Annotated in this window: 18 protein-coding genes; all 18 read right to left on the bottom strand. The window is 46.4% G+C overall.

Annotation, left to right across the window (positions count from 1 at the left end; all coding sequences use genetic code 11):
• Positions 1-23 precede the first annotated feature (23 nt).
• The 18 genes from MHB85_RS18830 to MHB85_RS18915 all read right to left on the bottom strand — a co-directional run bounded on the left by MHB85_RS18830 (position 24) and on the right by MHB85_RS18915 (position 19,104).
• Positions 24-476: a hypothetical protein gene (locus tag MHB85_RS18830; RefSeq protein WP_091017982.1), complete on the bottom strand. Its 453-nt coding sequence runs from the start codon at positions 474-476 to the stop codon at positions 24-26.
• Positions 469-969 (bottom strand): RNA polymerase sigma factor, encoded by a 501-nt coding sequence (locus MHB85_RS18835; protein ID WP_244660843.1) that lies wholly within the window; start codon positions 967-969, stop codon positions 469-471. The genes MHB85_RS18830 and MHB85_RS18835 overlap by 8 nt, the downstream gene beginning before the upstream one ends.
• Positions 970-1,216: 247 nt before the next feature.
• Entirely contained in the window at positions 1,217-1,921 is a 705-nt protein-coding gene (locus MHB85_RS18840; protein ID WP_091017986.1) for a DnaD domain-containing protein, read from the bottom strand.
• Between the two features lie 20 nt (positions 1,922-1,941).
• A complete protein-coding gene (asnS, locus tag MHB85_RS18845) occupies positions 1,942-3,237 on the bottom strand; it encodes an asparagine--tRNA ligase (RefSeq protein ID WP_091017987.1) in 1,296 nt (431 codons plus the stop codon).
• A gap of 101 nt (positions 3,238-3,338) precedes the next feature.
• On the bottom strand, positions 3,339-4,544 hold the full coding sequence (locus tag MHB85_RS18850; RefSeq protein ID WP_091017989.1) for an acetate/propionate family kinase: 1,206 nt from the start codon (positions 4,542-4,544) through the stop codon (positions 3,339-3,341).
• Entirely contained in the window at positions 4,541-5,413 is an 873-nt protein-coding gene (locus MHB85_RS18855) for a 3-hydroxyacyl-CoA dehydrogenase family protein (protein ID WP_017687750.1), read from the bottom strand. Before MHB85_RS18855 ends, MHB85_RS18850 begins: the two co-directional genes overlap by 4 nt.
• A 133-nt stretch (positions 5,414-5,546) precedes the next feature.
• On the bottom strand, positions 5,547-7,049 hold the full coding sequence (locus MHB85_RS18860) for an AAA family ATPase (protein WP_091017991.1): 1,503 nt from the start codon (positions 7,047-7,049) through the stop codon (positions 5,547-5,549).
• On the bottom strand, positions 7,042-7,569 hold the full coding sequence (locus tag MHB85_RS18865; RefSeq protein ID WP_341073417.1) for a hypothetical protein: 528 nt from the start codon (positions 7,567-7,569) through the stop codon (positions 7,042-7,044). The genes MHB85_RS18860 and MHB85_RS18865 overlap by 8 nt, the downstream gene beginning before the upstream one ends.
• 300 nt (positions 7,570-7,869) lie before the next feature.
• Positions 7,870-8,400 carry a cell wall elongation regulator TseB-like domain-containing protein gene (locus MHB85_RS18870; protein ID WP_192131018.1) on the bottom strand — a complete coding sequence of 177 codons (531 nt, stop codon included), beginning with the start codon at positions 8,398-8,400 and terminating at the stop codon, positions 7,870-7,872.
• Between the two features lie 18 nt (positions 8,401-8,418).
• Positions 8,419-9,747, bottom strand: coding sequence for an amidohydrolase (locus MHB85_RS18875; protein WP_341073418.1), 1,329 nt, complete (start codon positions 9,745-9,747; stop codon positions 8,419-8,421).
• Complete coding sequence (locus MHB85_RS18880; RefSeq protein WP_036607616.1) at positions 9,734-10,387, bottom strand: redox-sensing transcriptional repressor Rex; 654 nt, start codon at positions 10,385-10,387, stop codon at positions 9,734-9,736. Before MHB85_RS18880 ends, MHB85_RS18875 begins: the two co-directional genes overlap by 14 nt.
• Before the next feature lie 218 nt (positions 10,388-10,605).
• Positions 10,606-13,467, bottom strand: coding sequence for an ATP-dependent DNA helicase DinG (gene dinG, locus MHB85_RS18885; RefSeq protein ID WP_341073419.1), 2,862 nt, complete (start codon positions 13,465-13,467; stop codon positions 10,606-10,608).
• Positions 13,468-13,608: 141 nt separating this feature from the next.
• A complete protein-coding gene (locus tag MHB85_RS18890) occupies positions 13,609-14,256 on the bottom strand; it encodes a tetratricopeptide repeat protein (RefSeq protein ID WP_091017999.1) in 648 nt (215 codons plus the stop codon).
• 93 nt (positions 14,257-14,349) lie between these two features.
• Positions 14,350-14,733: an aspartate 1-decarboxylase gene (panD, locus tag MHB85_RS18895; RefSeq protein WP_017687742.1), complete on the bottom strand. Its 384-nt coding sequence runs from the start codon at positions 14,731-14,733 to the stop codon at positions 14,350-14,352.
• Positions 14,726-15,622 carry a pantoate--beta-alanine ligase gene (gene panC, locus MHB85_RS18900; RefSeq protein WP_341073420.1) on the bottom strand — a complete coding sequence of 299 codons (897 nt, stop codon included), beginning with the start codon at positions 15,620-15,622 and terminating at the stop codon, positions 14,726-14,728. Before panC ends, panD begins: the two co-directional genes overlap by 8 nt.
• On the bottom strand, positions 15,619-16,497 hold the full coding sequence (gene panB, locus MHB85_RS18905; RefSeq protein WP_036672039.1) for a 3-methyl-2-oxobutanoate hydroxymethyltransferase: 879 nt from the start codon (positions 16,495-16,497) through the stop codon (positions 15,619-15,621). Before panB ends, panC begins: the two co-directional genes overlap by 4 nt.
• Before the next feature lie 344 nt (positions 16,498-16,841).
• Entirely contained in the window at positions 16,842-17,819 is a 978-nt protein-coding gene (locus MHB85_RS18910) for a biotin--[acetyl-CoA-carboxylase] ligase (protein ID WP_091018004.1), read from the bottom strand.
• Positions 17,806-19,104 carry a CCA tRNA nucleotidyltransferase gene (locus MHB85_RS18915; protein WP_256975206.1) on the bottom strand — a complete coding sequence of 433 codons (1,299 nt, stop codon included), beginning with the start codon at positions 19,102-19,104 and terminating at the stop codon, positions 17,806-17,808. Before MHB85_RS18915 ends, MHB85_RS18910 begins: the two co-directional genes overlap by 14 nt.
• Positions 19,105-19,148: the final 44 nt, after the last annotated feature.

Raw genomic sequence — 19,148 nt, forward strand, 5'->3', positions numbered from 1 at the left:
CTTTTCAGGCAATGCAAAACTATTTATGGTTTAGGCTTGAAGTTATCCAGCCATGTAGTGGCTGCCTCCGTCCATTTCTCGGAAAAAGACCCTCTGTGGTCGCCATCCTGGAACTTGTGATATGGTGCTACTTTGTCAAAAAGTCCAGACGAGAGGAAGATCAATGTCAAACAGGCTGCTACCGCGTAATGGAACACTTTATGATCAAGCCAGCGCCGGTTTCGTCCAGCACGGGATTTGCGTTGTACCTTGGGTGATTGAATGCCCTCAATCCGATGCATGACTGAATCCGCAAACCCTGTTGGGTCATGTAGCGGAGGCAGTTCTCCGTGGATACCAAGCGCTTCCAGATAGATGTCCATCGCATCCGGATCTTCCATCAGAAGCTGTTCCATTTGGTTCGCTTGAGTTTCACTCATATGGCCTTCAATATAATCAGTCCATTGCGCAGCGGTATACTTCTCCTGTTTACTCACGCCATTCATCCTCCTTCCAATGTTTTCGAATCCACTGCCGTGCACGATACAAGCGGGATTCCACGGTCTTCACAGCCACCTGTGCATCACTGGCAATCTGCTCATAATTTTTTTCGCTTAGATAATACGCAGTGATAATGTCACGATGCTGAGCAGGCAACTGATTAATTCGTTCGCGAAGTTTATCCTGACGTTCTTCACGAACGAGACGGGTAAGAACGTCTTCATCCCGTCCGGGCAAATTGATTATTTTTTCTTCTCCACCCAGATCCTCAGCAGTTCGTCTGCCCAGCTTGCGTTTGGCATCAATCGCTTTGTGAAAGGCAATTCGGGTTAACCACGTTTTGAAACCTTCAGAACGGTAGTCGGGGAGAGACTTATACATCTGTATGAACGCCTCCTGAGCTGCATCCTGTGCTTCCTGATCGTTCCTGAGTACGGAATAGGCCACATGGTATACATGCTGGCTATACTTATCAATCAGAGTACGCATCTGGGATGTATCTCCTTGACGGATTTGTTCGATTACGCGCGCTTCATCAATAACTCTCCCCTCCTCTCCAATACAATAGACGACAGCTTGTGTGTTAACCCCTGCGTGATCTATCAAATTTTTGTAAAACAAAGTGAAATCATTGCCTGAAAGGTTGATGTTACTGATCACTCATCCAATCTTTAATCCAAAAAAAACAGGCACAGAATGACTTCTGGCCTGTTTCTTGTCCCTGCCTACGCTGGAATTAACGTCCACCATTACGAAAGCGCTGCGTGTATGCCTTCGCGTCTTGAACGGTCTTGACACGATTGCGACTCCACTCAAGCAAAATTCGATCGATATACCGGAAATGTACTTTGCCTGCAAAAACCGCTTCTTTCAGAGCCATTAGGATCAATTCCTCTTGATAACGGTCCTGATCCAACCAGCCGGATATCGTCTCACACTCCATTGGAGAGAGCGGACGTCCGAATTCTTTTTCAAAGATGGAGAACATATTCCGTTCTTCCTCTTCTTTTTGAACACTGTTCGAATCTTGACGTGCTGTATTGCTACTCTGCTGCTCCGCACGGAATGCAGCTACTTCTTCAGCAGTGCACGCTGCAAGCTTGGCATATAATCCATGTAAATCATATCGTTCGTATTGAATGTCCCGTTCTTCGTCACGGTGCTCGTCAATAGCAATATACCCATCCCTCATCAGACGTTGCAACATTCTGGCAATGCCTTCTGGTGCAAGTCCCATGCGCGCCGCAAGCTCTTCAAGGGTGGGAAACTCATTGAACTCTGCCTGACGGAACCCTAGCAGTTGAATCAGAAGAAGCACTTCTGGATCTGATAGGCCAAGCTGGTGATAAAAACGTAACAAGGCATACGGCAGATGGGCTGTACCCGAAGTCATGCCATAAGCTGCTCCATCCAACCAAGCTTTCGATGTGGTGTCTTCCATAGACGCTCCTCGGTTAAGCATTAAGGGTACAGACGATAGAGCATACGTGGGAATGCGATTGTTTCACGCACATGATCCAATCCACAGATCCATGCTACCGTCCGCTCCAATCCCAGACCGAAACCGGAGTGAGGAACCGATCCGTATTTACGCAAATCCAGATACCATTGGTAAGCTTCATCCGAGAGATTGTGCTCCTCAAAACGTTGTTGCATCAATTCCGGATCATCGATACGCTGCGAACCGCCAATAATCTCTCCGTAACCTTCTGGTGCAATCATATCAGCACAGAGAACAACTTCAGGACGATTTGGATCTGGTTTCATGTAGAAAGCCTTGATTCCAGCAGGATAATGTGTGATAAAGACAGGTGTATTGTACTTCTCAGCAATAGCTGTTTCGTGCGGTGCACCAAAGTCTTCTCCCCAAGGAATATCAAAACCTTGTCCATGCAGGAATTCAATCGCTTCATCATACGTAATACGCGGGAATGGAGCTACGATGCCTTCGAGTTTGGATACGTCACGACCGATAGATTCCAGTTCTGCACGGCAGTTTTTCACCACGGATTGAACGACATGAGCGATAAATTTCTCTTGTACGCGCAGACTTTCCTCGTGATCTACAAATGCCATTTCCGGCTCTATCATCCAGAACTCAATCAAGTGGCGACGTGTTTTGGACTTCTCTGCGCGGAATGTTGGACCAAATGAATATACCTTACCCAGCGCCATGGCTGCGGCTTCCATATACAATTGACCACTTTGTGTCAGATAAGCATCTTCATCAAAGTATTTGATGTGGAACAGGTTCGTTGTTCCTTCCGCAGACGATGGTGTCAAAATCGGAGGATCAACTTGTGTGAATCCGTTACCATCAAAGAACTGCTGAACAGCGCGAATAATCTCTGCCCGAATCACCATAACAGCACGTTGCTTCGTAGAACGAAGCCACAGGTGACGATGGTCCATCAAAAAATCAACACCATGCTCTTTAGGCGTGATTGGATAGTTTTCAGTCAGATGAATGATTTCGACCCCAGTAACAGTCATCTCGTAACCAGACGCACTGCGAGGTTCTTCACGAATAATCCCTGTAACATACAGAGAACTTTCTTGTGTCAAGCTCTTGGCATTGTTCCAGATCTCTTCGCTAACTTCACTTTTTACAACAACCCCTTGAATATATCCGGTTCCATCACGCAACTGCAAAAACTGAATTTTGCCGCTGGAACGTTTGTTGTTAATCCAGGCACCGATCGTTACGGTTTCGCCCACATGCTCGTTCACATTACGAATTACACAATTCGTATCCATGCCATATCTCCCCTTGATTCCTGAAATTTGAAAATGCAGCGGACAGGCTGTTGCCTGTCCTCTGCACTTCCTTGCCATTCTATATTTACTTTACAGTTAGATTACTGAGAATTCAATACGATTCGATGCGTATCGCGGGCAATTACCAATTCTTCATTCGTTGGAACAACGAGAACATCAACTTTTGAGTTCGCTGTTGTGATGCGACGCGGCTCACCAGAACGGACTGCGTTCAGGGCTTCGTCCAGCTCAACGCCAAGATACGTAAGCTGCTCACATACTTTTTGGCGAAGAACAACGGAGTTCTCCCCTACACCAGCTGTGAAGACGATCACGTCTACACCGTTCATTGCAGCTGCATATGATCCGATGTATTTACGCAGACGGTATTCGTACATTTCAAAAGCAAGCGTGGAGTTGGCATCGCCATTCTCCATACCTTCCGTAATCTCACGCATGTCACTGCTGATTCCGGAGATCGCAAGCAATCCACTGTGTTTGTTCAACATGGAGTTCACTTCGCTTACGCTCAGTTCTTCCTTGTTCATTACATAAGGTACGATGGCTGGATCAAGGTCACCCGAACGCGTTCCCATCATCAGTCCCTCTAGTGGAGTCATACCCATCGAAGTATCAACGGATACGCCACCTTTAACTGCTGTTACACTACCACCGTTACCGACGTGACAAGTGATGATTTTCAGATCTTCCACTGGACGATCCAGATATTCAGCAGCTGCCTTGCTTACGAAATCATGGGAAGTACCATGTGCGCCGTAGCGACGTACTTTATATTTTTTGTAAAGTACACGTGGAATAGCATACAGATATGCTTTTTCCGGCATCGTTTGATGGAACGCTGTATCGAAGACCATTACCTGAGGCACACCTGGCATATTTAATTCAGCCGCACGAATCCCCATCATTGCTGCAGGGTTATGAAGTGGAGCCAAGTCGAACAAACGACGAATTTCAGCTTTGGCAGCATCATCTACCAATGCAGATTCTTTAAATGCTTCACCACCGTGAACAACACGGTGTCCAACAGCTTGAATTTCACTTACAGAATCCAGTACACCATTTTCTTTGTGTGTCAGAATATCAATGACTTTACGGATCGCTGTTGTATGCTCCAGAATCTCGCTAACTTCTGTAACATCCTCGCGGCCTGTCGGTTTGTGTGTCAGAATGGAGGAATCCATTCCGATCCGTTCTACCAAACCTTTGGCCAGTACAGATTCGTCAGTCATATTATACAGTTGATATTTGAGCGAGGAACTCCCCGCATTAATTACGAGTACTTTCACAGTCGGTCACCATCCTTGTCGTACTTGAAGAATCCTTCGCCTGTTTTGGCACCCAGGTGTCCTGCACGCACCATTTTCTTCAGGACTGTAGAAGGACGATATTTCAATTCTCCGAATTCACGGAACATTCTTTCGAGTGCAGCTTCAACAGAATCCAATCCAAAACGGTCAGCCATTTCGAGTGGTCCATGTTGGAAGTTGTATCCGATACGCATTGCATCATCGATATCTTCAGCAGATGCAACACCTTCTTGCAATACATGCAACGCTTCGTTAATCAGCAGGCAGATCAGACGGGAAGTTACGAAGCCAGGGGATTCATAGATCATGACTCCTTTTTTGTCTGCTACTTCTTCAACAAAACGTCTGGTCTCTTCGAATGTTGTATCCGAAGTTTTCAGTCCACGAATAATCTCTACAAGATCAACCCGGGATACCGGGTGAATAAAGTGCATACCAATAACACGCTCTGGGTATTTGGTCGAGCTTGCAAGCTCGGTCAAACTCAGCGTGGATGTATTACTTGCCAGAATGACATTGCTTGGACAAACTTGGTCCAGTTGGCTGAATACTGCTTTTTTCGCATCCAGATCCTCTGAAATTGTCTCAATGACCATGTCGCAAGTTCCAAGTTCAGCTAAATGAGCTACCTTGGTAATACGGGAAAGAATCAATTTCTTCTCCGCTTTTGTAATCGCCCATTTCTCCAGTTGTTTATCCAGATTGGTTTCGATCATGTCATAGGCATGATCCAGCTTTTGTGTTGTGTGCTCCACGAGAAGCACATCAAGTCCTTTGGCTGCGAGCATCTGGGAAATACCTTGTCCCATCGTACCGCCGCCGACAACTCCTATTTTTTTGAAAAACATGGTTCTGCTCCATCCTTTCGGTTCTCTATTTCTCTATTGTACCCTGTTCGCCGAAAATTACAAATTTCGACCCAACATATAATAATATCTTAGCACGAGTGAAATGTAAAAAAAAATAACCAGCATAAATAAATTATGCTGGTAGAAGGGCACTGTCACGAAATTGACAACGAAATTGCTCGCCAGACAAAACTTCCTCACGAATCAAGATGTCCAGTGAATTGTCGAAAATTGTCCGTTGTTCTTCAAGCAACCGCTTTGTCTGTTCCATCAGATCTTGCAGAATCAATTTATTCTCCCGCATGAGTTCTTCGGTTGTAACCATATCCATGTTCACAATACCAAGTGAAGTCAATCCCGAAGCCATCATGGTCTGTACGACATTCGTTGCCTGATCAAAGTCATTGCGTGACCCAGTGGAGCGTCCACCGTAGTACATTTCCTCCGCAGCGGCTCCTCCGAGTGCAATCATGATCTGCTCTTCCAGGAAACGCTTCGTATAGAGGAACTGTTCCTGTTGCGGGTTGTGACGTACATATCCCAGCGCCTGACCACGCGGACTAAGTGCCACCTGACTAACACTGCCTGGACGAACGAGTTCAGCCATAATGGCATGTCCCAATTCATGAATGGCAACCCTTTTCTTCTCTTCCACACTGGACTCACGGTCCGTCTTCTCACCCATCATGACTTTATCAATAGCCAGGGACAAGTGCCGTTGTTCAATGTGTAACAGCCCGTCCCGCATGGCGTATATTGCTGCTTCGTTCATAACACTTTCAAGCTGCGCACCGGAAAACCCATATGATTCCTCGGCTGTCTTCTCCAGATTAACTTCCTCCATCAGAGGTTTGTTCACCGCATGCAGTTCAAGAATGTGCTTTCTGCCCTTTTTGTCGGGCAAGTCCACTTGAATGTGACGGTCAAAACGTCCCGGACGTGTCAGGGCACTATCCAGCATTTCTTTGCGGTTCGTTGCAGCTATAACCAGAATTCGAGGTGTCTCAGAAGAATAAATTCCATCCATCTCCGTCAAGAGCTGATTCAGAGTCTGATCATACTCGCGCTGTTGACCACCTTCACGTTTACCCCCGATGACATCAATCTCATCGATAAATATAATGGCATTTTCCTTATTTTCCTTGGTAGCACGGGTTCTCGCATCCTTGAATAAATCCCGAATTCTGCTGGCACCCACACCAACATACATTTCCACGAACTCACTACCCGATGCTGCTACAAATACAGAATCTGTGTAATGGGCAGCAGCCTTGGCCATCAACGTTTTCCCTGTCCCTGGAGGGCCCGTCAGCAAGATCCCTTTTAACGGACGAATTCCGAACTTCCGAATTTCTTCATGTTTGATGAGAAAGTCAAGTGCTTCACGCAATTCCTGCTTGGCACTGTCCTGACCTCCAATTTCTTCAAAAGTAAGCTTCGAAGGTCCTTTCTTCTTCCGTTTACGTTCCTGTGCAGCGCCTACTGTAATCCCGCCGCGCATTTGCATCATGAACAGCAGACCACCGACAACCGCCGCCGCAATAAGAATCGGAACAATATTAACACCAGTAAACGCAAGGAAAATAATCAACACAGGAAAAAATCCGATGGCAACTTCTTTTGTCCATTTAGGCATTAGGCCACACTCCTATCTGACCGGGCACACGCGGCAGAATAATAAACTTGCTGGCATCTCCGTCACTGAGACTGACATATACATTGTTGTCATCCATAGCTGTATTCACTTTAATCCCGTTCGTCGCCATCTTCGACAACGTTGGTGTAATCTCGGTGTACTGCTTGTTCTCCATCGCCTGGGCTACGGTAAACATGGCATCACCCCACCAGTTCTCAAGCGCCTCGTTGGAATGATCCACAACATCCAGCTTTAACGAGCGTGAACCAATCACCGTCTGTCCTTCTTTGTGAATATATTGTACCAGTCTGCCCAAATCAACATCCGGTTGCAGATCCAGTTTCAATTGTACGTCATTGCGGTTAATAGTTAATTGAACGTCATTGACTCCATCGTACTGGGTTACCATTTTTTCAATCGGATTCTGCACAACCACCTGACGATATACAAACCAACCTCCAAACAACACAACGGCTGAAATGACGGCAGTTAAAGCAATAGGCAATACTTTTAGCTTCAAGTGAATTACCCCTCCCAGATTTTGGCCCAACCTACTGGCTTATTGGTATATACGAATATGTGCACATTGACTCCTGCGATAATTTCGACAGGATTATTTGTTTTGAATGTAACTTTGAGTACATAACTGAGTATATCACATCGTATATACATTTTCGAAGGCGAAAATATGAATAAATTATTAATTTTAACTATTTAAATCAAAAATGTTTACAGGCAACACAAAGAACCGGTTCAGTCGGATATCCGTCTGCCGGTTCTTTCATTTCTCTAATTCTCTAGTTATGTCACTCTATTTGTACTAGCTGTTCGGGAGTGTGTAGACCAGGTCCACCTGTTCTCCATTGCTAAAACGATAAAAGCGATAGTGGTTATGCGTACCGTCTTTATAATACACTTGCCACACATATATTCCATTCACAACTCCGGGCATGATTCGTTTAATCTCGCCGGCAGGAACTTCAGAACTGAAGCGATTGCGGATCTGCGCTTCGGACATGCCATTCTGCAGCAGCTCACTGTGTACAGCGTTTGCACCCTTAGCCGGTTCATTGTTTGCATCGAATTTAACCCAGACCATAACATCCTGGTTATCCTTATTTTTGCCGATCAGGGTCCAGTAGATGTTGTCTGAGCCTTCTTTATCTCCCCAGATGTACTTGCGCAATTCATCATAGGATGTAATGCCCAGTTGCTTCTGTGCTGCCTGTATAGCGAGAGCTTCTTCCTTACGCTGGTCCTGCGTGACATAGACGTAATAACGCTGAAGTCCAAACAGAATCAGAACCAGTGCAAGCAGCGAAATCCATATCCACTTCTTTTTTTTCTTCAAAAGTCGAACTTCCTTTCCCTATGATGCTCTGTCCTGCAATTTACGAGCAAGCAGACCATCAAATGCCAATTGAGCCTCACGCAAAATGCGTTCTTCATCCAGCGTCAGACATTCGCCGTGTTTGACCACTTGTTTTCCATCCACCCATACGTGCTCAACATCTTTGGCAGAAGCCGAGTAGATCGTATGTGAGATCAGGTCTGTATGTGGATAGAAATGTGCCTGTTCAATGTCAAGAGCGATAAAATCAGCCTTCATGCCGACCTCAAGTGCTCCGGTATTGTTCAAGAAAATGGATTTGGCACCGTATGACGTTCCGAGGAGTAACGCTTCGCCTGCTGGCACAGCCGTCGGGTCACCAGATACACCTTTGTGGATCAATGCAGCCAGTCTCATTTCCTCGAACATATCCAGGTTGTTGTTGCTTGCCGGTCCGTCTGTTCCGAGTGACACGGTAACTCCTGCTTTCAGTAACGCTGGTACCCGCGCAACACCGGAAGCAAGTTTCAGGTTACTTCCCGGGTTATGGGATACAGCCACATCATGACGGGCCAGAATCTCAATCTCTTCGTCATTCAGATGCACAGCATGTGCAACCAGGGATGGACGTGAGAAAAAGCCCAGTTTCTCCAGATGTGCCACAGGACGCAGTCCATAATCAGCCACGTTCTGCTCCACTTCACGAAGCGTTTCAGACATATGTGTATGGAGAGGAAGGTTCAGGTCGTTCGCGACCTGCACAAGCTTCTCTATGTAGTCAGGAGGGCATGTATATGGGGCGTGTGGCGAGATTACAGTTGTAATGCGACCATCTGCCTGTCCATTCCACTCACGTGCAAACGCTGCCGACTCCTCCAGTTTCCGCAGTTGCTCTTCTTCCGAGCACAGCCCGATTACACCACGTGCCAGTGCTGCTCTAACGCCGGATTGCTCCACAACTTTGGCAACTTGATCCATGTGATCGTACATGTCCAGGAAAGCTGTAGTTCCGCCTTTCAACATTTCAAGCACCGATAGCGAAGTTCCCCAATATACGTCTTGTGAAGTCATTTTCGCTTCCATCGGCCACATTTTTTCCTGCAACCATACTTGCAACGCAAGATCATCTCCGTGCCCTCTGAGCAACGACATTGCTGCATGACCATGCGTATTGATCAGACCCGGCAGGAAGAACAGTCCTTTTCCATCCACTTTGGTACAATTTTTGTCTCCATCCGGCAATGTCTCACCAATATGCACAATCTTGTCATCCTCGACAACCATGTATCCTTGAACCACGTTCCATGTTGTGCCACCTTCATTAACGGCAAATTTGCCGTTGTGAATTACCCATCTATTTGTTGTCATCTTCCTCGTCGTCCTTTCCAGTCTCCAAGTAATAGGCCAAACTAAGCAGATCCGTTGTAAAGTCAGCATGGTGAATGCGGATATGCGGCGGTGTTTTTAGAATGGTTGGTGCAAAATTAAGAATCGCTTCGATTCCGGATTCAATAAGCTGATCGGCTACATTTTGGGCTTCCGTATCCGGAACCGTGATAATTCCGATGCGGATGTTTTCTGTTTTAACCGCTTCCGTCAATTCATTCATTGGTTTTACCGTCAAACTGTTAATTTGACTACCAATCTTCGGTCCATATGCATCAAATACAGCAACAATCTTCATGTTGTCTTTCAGATATGCATTGTAGTTGGACAAGGCTTGACCGAGATTACCCGCTCCTACCAGAGCTACATTAATTTGCTGATCGATTTTGAGAATGTGACGAATTTTCTCGATCAAATAGGATACATCATACCCGATCCCTTTACGACCAAAATCACCGAAGTAAGCCAGGTCTTTACGAATTTGGGCCGGATTCAGATCCAGCCTCTGTCCAAGCTCTTGAGAAGAAACAGTAGCCACCTCACGCTGATGTAACTCGTTCAAATAACGCAAGTATACAGGCAGACGTCGTACCACCGCTTCCGAAATTTTATCCGATTTCATTCTTGCTCCCCCTTACCAAGGCCACGATAAAATAATAGATGAAAAGATGAGCATTCTGTATAAACTCAAAGATAAACATGACATTTTATACAGAATGCTCCTTGTAATTTAGGTTATAAGTTCTTACGTGCAACTGCTTTAATCGGATACGGAAATATCTAATAAAGTTTAACGCCAAACGATAGTCTCATGCAATGATATAACGAACAAAACAACCATTATTCTTGTTCATTAACAGGTTTTTCTAACCACTCGGTAATTCGTGGAACCATTTGCTCCGTGAGCATATGCTCCATTTTGGGACCAGGTAATGAATATAAAAAGAATTTACCATAGTACGCTTCAATCACCCGTGTATCATAAACAATGACAATTCCTCTGTCCTTCGCTGTACGCACCAACCGGCCAAATCCCTGCTTGAAACGAATGACCGCTTGCGGCACGGACAGTTTCATGAATGGATTTTTCTTCTGTTCCTGAAGCAACTCACTCTTGGCTTCCACCAACGGATGATTCGGTGGCTGGAAAGGCAGTCGCACAATAGCGAGACAGGTTAGCGCCTCTCCCGGGATATCTACACCCTCCCAGAAGCTGCTTGTACCCAGAAGTACCGTAGCTTTGGCATCTTGGAACCTGCGAGTCAGCTTAGAGCGGCTTCCACTGTCAACGCCTTGCCCAAGCAACGAGATGTCGTTACCAGATAGCGCCTCCTTCAGCGGATCATAGACCTGTCGCAACATCTTGTATGAAGTAAACAGAACCATCATGCGTCCACGCGTGGCAATTGCCGTCTCTGCAAGTGATTGCACCAGCATATTAACAAAGTGCGCATCACCCACACTACCCTTCACACTCGGGAAATCACGCGGAATCACCAGAAGTGCCTGATCGCGATAGTTGAAAGGTGATGGCAGCATCGACGTTAACAACCGATTATTCTCGGAAGCTTCCTGCAAGCCAAGCTGTTCAATCATGAACTGGAATGATTTATCTACCGAAAGCGTAGCCGATGTAAGCACAACACTTTTCTTTTTATCAAAAAATAAATCCTTAAGTTGTGCACTGACATCTACAGGTACAGCATACAGCTGGAGAGATTTGCTGCGGAATTGACCACTGGCTTCCATCCAGTACACCGTTTTGGCATCATCCATACGCATGAAGAAACGCAGATTCTCCTTCAATGTGGTCAGATCTTTCAGCAATCCTGTAATGTCCGTAATCAGACTATCCGATTGATAATCATCCTGATCCTCTTTCACTTCAAGCAGCAATTTGTCCCCTTTGCGAACCAAATCGCCCAGAGTCACATAGATCTGGTTCTCCAGATCCTGCAACTCCTGCCATTTTGCAGGTTTCTGAGAAGCTTTCAGACGCAGGGAAAATTGCCCCGTCTCTCCCGGTGAAGCATCACTTCGTTCAGGCAACAGACCGAACAAGGCATCACTCATACGATCCCACAGCTCCTTAACTTCAAGAGCGAGCGGGAACATCTGATCCACCATGGAACCCCATTGCACCGAATTTTCATGCCCGGATAACTGCGAACGAAGCATAGGCAGCTGTCCATTACGACTGTCTTTAAACAGGCGGGTCAGTGTATGAACCAAGGTGAAATATTTCATATGCATTCCAAGATGTTTACCAGCGACATCCTCCAGATGATGTGCTTCATCGATCACAAGACTCTCATAGGCTGGCAGCAGCTGATGCGCGGCTTTCACATCCGTAAATAATTTGGAGTGATTGGTGATTACAATATCAGACAACCCGGCCTCATGTTTGGCACGATGGTAGAAACATTTGCGGAACCATGGACATGATCTTCCCAGACAAGACTCAGATTCGCTCTGTACCGTCTCCCAGAAGTCCCCTCCGCGTCCGCTAAGGTTAAGTTCCTCATCATCTCCGGTTTCGGTCTGCGTAAGCCAGACAATCATCTGAGCAGCTGTGAAATAATCCTCTTTAGGTGTGGCGAATTCACGTTTATTGATTTTGTGTTCAAATTTGCGCAGGCACAGGTAATGTCCACGCCCTTTGAATACAGCAGCCTTAAACGGGAACGGAACCACTTGAGTCAGCATCGGAATGTCCCGCTCTCTCAATTGCTCCTGCAGGTTGATTGTATGCGTGCTGACCATAACTTTCTGTTCTTGCTTCACACTTTCGTAAATAGCAGGCAAGAGATAACCCAGAGATTTACCAGTGCCTGTTCCTGCTTCGATCAAGAGATGTTTCTCTTCATCCAGGGCTTGCCTTACACTGCTGAACATCTGAGTCTGCGCTTCACGCTCTTCGTAATGATCCAGCGTATCCTTCAGGTTCTCCCGAACCTGGTCCATAAACTGTTCGAAGCTTACACTATCGAGGGGGTTAGCCTCCCGCTCATCGCGTGGTGCACCTATATCAGTCCAATCACTTACATTAAGAGCAAGCTGACGATAATAGGTATGTCCGTCCAGATCCTGAATCGGCTCTGCTTCCTTCTCACTGCGCATTCCGTCCAAAAACCAACCCAAGTCACTGTCTTCTGGTGCAAACAGATCACTGAGGCGCTGAATCGTTATGAGCGGTAATTCCTTTAACTCATCCAGACATTTGAGCAGCACATAGGCTGTCGCCAGTGCATCACTGTCTGCCTGGTGAGGGCGATCATGTTGAAATCCAAATTCGGAAGACACATAACCAAGTTGATAAGAACCCAGTGATGGGAATGTAATCTTCAGAAAATCAATCGTGTCCAGAATGCGGCCAGTGAACGGCAAATACCCGCAACGGTCAAGAGCATTCTGCAAAAAGTGAAAATCAAAAGCGACGTTGTGTCCAACAAGCACCACATCATTAAGCAGCGGAACCATCTCCATCATCATCTCTTCAAGTGAAGGAGCGTCCGCCACATCTTCATCGGTAATACCCGTCAACCCCGAAATAAACGGGGGAATCGGTACACCAGGGTTCACATAAGAACTATATATTTGAGTTATGCTGTAGTCATGATCTATGATGGCAAGTCCGGCCTGTATAATCTCACCGTCGGACTGCGTGCCGGTTGTTTCGAAATCCAATACGGCAAATTTCATTGCAATGTACGGTCCCTTCCATTCCAGTCTATGTTACAGCATAGCAAAAAAAAGGGGATTTGAAAATTAACTGACAAAAAAGCGGTGTCCCCGCCGCTATGCCAAAGGAGGGAACACCGTTTTTTGTCGCCGAATTCCCGCTTAATGAAGGGTCGTCAGCTGATTAGCATATTGCAATTTTCCCCTGTTCAACCTGCAAGCTTCCATGTTGTACAGTGGTTCGGTCAATGTCGGGTCATACTGAAGGGCCTGTGCAAAGAGTGAGCATGCAGCTTCGGGATTCGCAAGCTTGGCTTGAATACAGCCCAGGGCGTTACATACAAGCCCTTTTAATCGAGGAGAACCCTTAAGGTACATGATCTGCTGCAAATGTGTCCCGGCTTCCGCCATTTGTTCCAGATTCAGATACGCGAGCGCCAGGTAAAAACGTGTCAATGCACTCTCCGGATGGTCGGTCACAACCCGGGAGAACTGCATGATCGCCTGCGGATACATCTGTAATTTGAAATAGCCCTGACCTCGACTGAAACATTCCAGATGGAGTTCAGGCAGAGCAGTAACAGCTTCCTGTTCCGGTTCAAGGGAAGTAGGCTTATCCATCTCCCGCTCCCTCACCTGGCTCATCTTTTCTTCAAACATCAGCCATTCATCCAGCATTCCGTCACTCATCCGCTTAAGCAAATTCCACTTTTGCAGCAATTCCTGTTTGTTTAGGCCTTCAGCGGAAGGATAGCTCTTGATAATTTCATCTAACATGTCGTTCATTTCTGCGAAAACATGCTGGAACATCGATGCATCCCCACCCTTGAAAAAATGGATTAGTGCAGTGACCTGTACTCATTTTTTGCTTCAAGGGCCGATTTCATTCTCCTTACCAGTCGATTACATAATTGTTGCGTGGACTTCCTGTTTCATTGTTTGTACAGGTTTATTCTGTCCATCTACAAACACAACGGTTGGTTTGTGAGTATTTGCCTCTTCTTGCGACATCATGGCGTAAGAAATGATAATGACGTTATCTCCAGGCTGCACCAGACGTGCAGCTGCGCCGTTAAGACATATGACCCCGCTTCCGCGTGGTCCTGGAATCACATAAGTTTCCAGACGTGCACCATTGTTGTTGTTCACGATTTGCACTTTTTCGTTTTCCATCAAGTCGGATGTTTCCATCAAATCTTCATCTATGGTAATGCTACCCACATAGTTCAAGTTGGCTTCCGTTACCGTAGCCCGGTGAATTTTGGATTTCATCAGTGTTCTAAACATGGGACAGTACCTCCGATTTTTGCAACCTTATATTGTCAATCAATCTTGTTTTTCCGAATTTCACCGCAAGTGCAATGAGCAGATCATCACGTCCTTGAACTTCTTCCTGATCTGCGAGCGGCTCCAGGCTTGGAAAAGCCTGAATCTCGGCGTAGTCGATAACCGCAAGTGGTGAGGTTGCAATCTGCTCGTGCAGAATACGACGGATATCTGCGGCGTTTATAGCTGCACCTGTATCTGCGGCTTCCTGAGCTGCACGCAGTGCCTTCGACAGAACCAACGCCTGTGTACGCTGTTCAGCGCTAAGATAGACATTTCGTGAGCTGAGGGCAAGCCCATCCTCTTCGCGAACAATTGGACAGGGTACAATTTCTACGGACATATTCAAATCATTCACCATCTGTTGAATGACCGCAACCTGCTGAGCGTCTTTCATACCAAAAAATGCACGCTGTGGCTGTACGATGTTGAAGAGCTTGGAGACTACAGTTGTTACCCCATCAAAATGACCCGGACGGGAAGCACCACATAAGCGATCCGTCAGTTTTGAGACAGATACCGTCGTTTGCGTTGCCTGTGGATACATCTCTTCCACAGAGGGAATAAATACGATATCCACTCCTTGTGAGCGTGCTGTTTCCACATCTCTGGTTTCATCCCGCGGATAGCTGTCAAAATCTTCATTAGGGCCAAATTGAATCGGATTAACAAATATGCTTAATACCACGATATCGCTCTGTTGTCTGGCTGCCTGCATCAAGCTTGCATGACCTTGATGAAGATAACCCATTGTTGGTACCAGACCTACAACGGATGTATTGGACCGAATCGCTTGACGCTTCAAGCTTAGTTCCTGTCTTAACTCTGCGATTGTCCGTAATACTTTCATGAGTTACTCCCCACCTTTTCCTTGCGTTGTCCGCCGTACAGTTGATCCAAAACACCATCCGCAGCATTGAATACATGCTCTTCGGCCGGGAACGAACGATCTTTCACTTCTTTCACGTAAGCTTCGATGCTGGTTCTGATTAATGTACCCACATCTCCATAGGTTTTGACAAAACGTTTGGGCGTATACGGAGAAGCGTATTGAACCACATCATGGAATACCAGTACCTGACCATCACAGCCTCGTCCTGCTCCAATTCCGATGGTAGGGATGGATAGTTCCTCCGAGATCGCCCGTGCAACTTCTTCCGTAACCAGTTCAAGCACAATACCGAACGCACCAGCAGCTTCCAAGGCCTTGGCTTCGTCCATCAGACGTTTCGCATCCGCTGCATCCTTGCCCTGAATGCGGTAACCACCAATCTGATTAACCGATTGAGGTGTCAGTCCGATATGTCCAAGAACCGGCACACCTGCTTGCACGACTGCTCTGACGGTGTCCGCTATCTCAACTCCGCCTTCCATTTTAACCGCATGGGCATGCCCCTCTTGCATCAGTCGACGTACACCCTTAAGCGTCTCATCCACGCTGCCATGATACGTCATAAAAGGCATATCAGCCACAATAAATGTCTTCTCAGCACCGCGCACAACGGAACGTGTGTGGTACACCATGTCGTCGATGGTCACAGGAAGCGTCGAATTATAACCCAGTACTACATTGCCAAGTGAATCGCCAACCAGGATCAGATCGATACCTGCTTCCTCTGCTAGGAGTGCTGTTGGATAATCGTAAGCCGTGATCATGGTAAGCGGCACGCCATCCTGCTTATATTTTTTCATTTTCACAATATTCAATGCTTGTTTGTTCGCCATTTTCTCTCATGGCTCCTTTCTTCTTTTCAAATAAACGCAACAAAAAAACCTTTTAGTTTTCCACTAAAAAGTCCCGAAAAGTCAAAAAAGAGTCACTTGCGATCGTCCCTTCTGTCTCGGTCCTCTTCGGCTCAGAGCAGAATCCAACAACTCACTTAAACGTATTTCATTCTTGCACTACGGTCTGCTTATATAAAACACATCAAAGCAGAACAAAGGTTACTGTTACGGGAGTGCAATTCGGTCTGCATTAGCCGATATCGCCTCACGAACACAGTATACCAAAGTTCTGCTCAAACTTCACGTCTTATGTTCATTTTACCAGTGAAAATTCGACAAATTGTTTATGATTTCCAGGAAATCTCACCAGAGATGATTAGTGTATGTTCTCCATCGTGCTTCTCCACGATAAGTGCTCCAGAAGGGTCAAGACCGATTGCCTTCCCTTCAATGACACCATGAGGATTCGTCACTGTAATCTCTCGATTCATCGATACGGACAGGGCCTCCCATAGGGCTGAGATTACGCCAAATCCTTCTTTTTGATACAAAAAATATAACTGTTCAAGCTCCGTCAGAATGGCAGCCGTTAGTTTGGTGCGATCTACGGATTGCCCCGTCTCCATCTTGAGTGAAGTAGCTATAGTTGTCAGATCTCCCGGATAATCCTCGGGATCAAAATTCACGTCAACACCTATACCTGCAATACAGTATCTGACTTCATGATCTTCCACCGTGGATTCAAGCAATATGCCACATACCTTGCGTCCATCAATCAACAGATCATTTGGCCATTTGATGCCTGCATCAGCTCCTGAACAAGCTCGAACGGCACGACATACAGCCACCCCTGTTAATAAAGTTAGCTGCGGCGTGTGCTGAAGTGGTAGATCAGGGCGTAACAGAACACTCATCCAGATTCCTTTACCCGGAGGAGAGAACCACTGTCGACCGAAACGTCCTCTTCCTCCTGTTTGTTCTTCCGCAATGACCACAGCACCTTCTGCCTGCCCTTGCTCAGCTAGCTTGAGAACATCCCCTTGCGTAGACAGGGTCGAGGCCAACAAAACAGCCTTACGGCCAAATACGGTTGTATCCAGTGCCAATTGGAGGCCAGTAGCATCAATGCTATCCGGCTTCGTTACCAGACGGTATCCTTTGCGGGATACAGCTTCAAACTCATACCCCATGTCTCGCAACTTGTTCACATGTTTCCACACAGCGGTCCGACTGATGGACAGATTACGGCTAATCTCTTCACCCGATACGAATCGTCCTTCTGCATTTAATAACATATGTAACAGATCTTCATGTTTGGTCATCTTGAACCACCCGCTTCACTTCTGCACTTAGTGCTTCATGCTGATTCGCTATCGTTCCAATCGCTGTTTCTCGTAACAAATGTTTCATCAGTTGCCCCAGCCAAGGCCCGCCTTTGCGCTGCACCATTTGTAACACTTGTTCCCCTGTGATATCCAGCTCTTTTAAGTCATGCACAGAAATCGATTGACTCCATTCGGCTGCAAGCTCTTGAACCAAAACAACCTGCATTTCTGCCTGTTCGGATTGATTCCGCCATCCTGCTGGCAGTGTAGACTGTATTCTAAGCCAATCATCTGCCGCCTGAACACCACAAGCCAGAACAGTAACAATCCAATCGGAACGGAGACTGACCGTATCCTTCTGCTCCTGAACGGAAGTATGAATCAACTGCTCCACCTGAAGGACCCCTGTTATACGAGAACGATGTTCATTGGAGAATGTCCACTGACGTAATAATACGTCTGCTTCGTCCTTGCTATAACCGCCAGCAATCAGAATAAGTGACCAACGGAGCAACACATGCTCACCTGACAGCTGTTCCAGATTGGATAACAACATCTTGTTGAATCGGGCCGAGCTTATCGGCGCTTTGATATGCGCAAGCGCATTACTTCTGTATAGCAGTTCCAACCCTCTTAATGGATGCGGTCCCGACATCATTTTTACCATCTCGGTCCGTACCCGTTCCATCGCTATATGTTGAAGCAGGTCCTTCTGCCTTACAAGACCCTTCCACGTATTATGAGCAATTTTGAAATCGAATACCGATGCAAACCGGACACAGCGGAGCATCCGCAGTGCATCTTCACCAAATCGTTCCATCGCAGAACCTACACATCTGACTCGCTCTTCCTTGATATCTGCCTGTCCACCGAATGGGTCAACGATTGTCCCAGTGACGTCCATAGCAAGAGCGTTCATCGTGAAGTCGCGCCGCTGTAAATCTTCCTTGATATCCTGAACAAATTGAACCGCAGCAGGTCTGCGATTATCCTGATATTCGGATTCTGTTCGAAATGTGGTCACTTCAAAGTAATAACCGCCTGAACGAACGGTAACCGTACCATGCTGCAAACCTGTAGGAATACAATCGTCAAACCGTTCCATGACTTGCTGAGGAGAAGCAGATGTCGTGATATCCATATCGTCTACAACTCGTTCCAGCAATTCGTCACGAACGCAACCACCTACCCAATATGCCTTGTAGCCATGTTTGTTTAATGTTGTGAGTACATTCTCACTTTGCATTGCCATTTCACGATCAACCTGTGTCCATTGAACCACCACATATCACCTCTTCTCTTGCCTGTTGTGGTATGCACAGTATG

Origin of the sequence: Paenibacillus sp. FSL K6-4396 (assembly GCF_038002525.1) — a bacterium.
In the GTDB taxonomy this organism is placed as follows: domain Bacteria; phylum Bacillota; class Bacilli; order Paenibacillales; family Paenibacillaceae; genus Paenibacillus; species Paenibacillus amylolyticus_B.

Excerpts from the sequence above, each read along its gene's own strand:
- MHB85_RS18835 (WP_244660843.1), bottom strand. The coding sequence starts at position 969 with ATGCGTACTCTGATTGATAAGTATAGCCAGCATGTATACCATGTGGCC.
- MHB85_RS18840 (WP_091017986.1), bottom strand. The coding sequence starts at position 1,921 with ATGGAAGACACCACATCGAAAGCTTGGTTGGATGGAGCAGCTTATGGC.
- asnS (WP_091017987.1), bottom strand. The coding sequence starts at position 3,237 with ATGGATACGAATTGTGTAATTCGTAATGTGAACGAGCATGTGGGCGAA.
- MHB85_RS18855 (WP_017687750.1), bottom strand. The coding sequence starts at position 5,413 with ATGTTTTTCAAAAAAATAGGAGTTGTCGGCGGCGGTACGATGGGACAA.
- MHB85_RS18860 (WP_091017991.1), bottom strand. The coding sequence starts at position 7,049 with ATGCCTAAATGGACAAAAGAAGTTGCCATCGGATTTTTTCCTGTGTTG.
- MHB85_RS18875 (WP_341073418.1), bottom strand. The coding sequence starts at position 9,747 with ATGACAACAAATAGATGGGTAATTCACAACGGCAAATTTGCCGTTAAT.
- MHB85_RS18880 (WP_036607616.1), bottom strand. The coding sequence starts at position 10,387 with ATGAAATCGGATAAAATTTCGGAAGCGGTGGTACGACGTCTGCCTGTA.
- dinG (WP_341073419.1), bottom strand. The coding sequence starts at position 13,467 with ATGAAATTTGCCGTATTGGATTTCGAAACAACCGGCACGCAGTCCGAC.
- MHB85_RS18890 (WP_091017999.1), bottom strand. The coding sequence starts at position 14,256 with ATGTTCCAGCATGTTTTCGCAGAAATGAACGACATGTTAGATGAAATT.
- panD (WP_017687742.1), bottom strand. The coding sequence starts at position 14,733 with ATGTTTAGAACACTGATGAAATCCAAAATTCACCGGGCTACGGTAACG.
- panC (WP_341073420.1), bottom strand. The coding sequence starts at position 15,622 with ATGAAAGTATTACGGACAATCGCAGAGTTAAGACAGGAACTAAGCTTG.
- panB (WP_036672039.1), bottom strand. The coding sequence starts at position 16,497 with ATGGCGAACAAACAAGCATTGAATATTGTGAAAATGAAAAAATATAAG.
- MHB85_RS18910 (WP_091018004.1), bottom strand. The coding sequence starts at position 17,819 with ATGACCAAACATGAAGATCTGTTACATATGTTATTAAATGCAGAAGGA.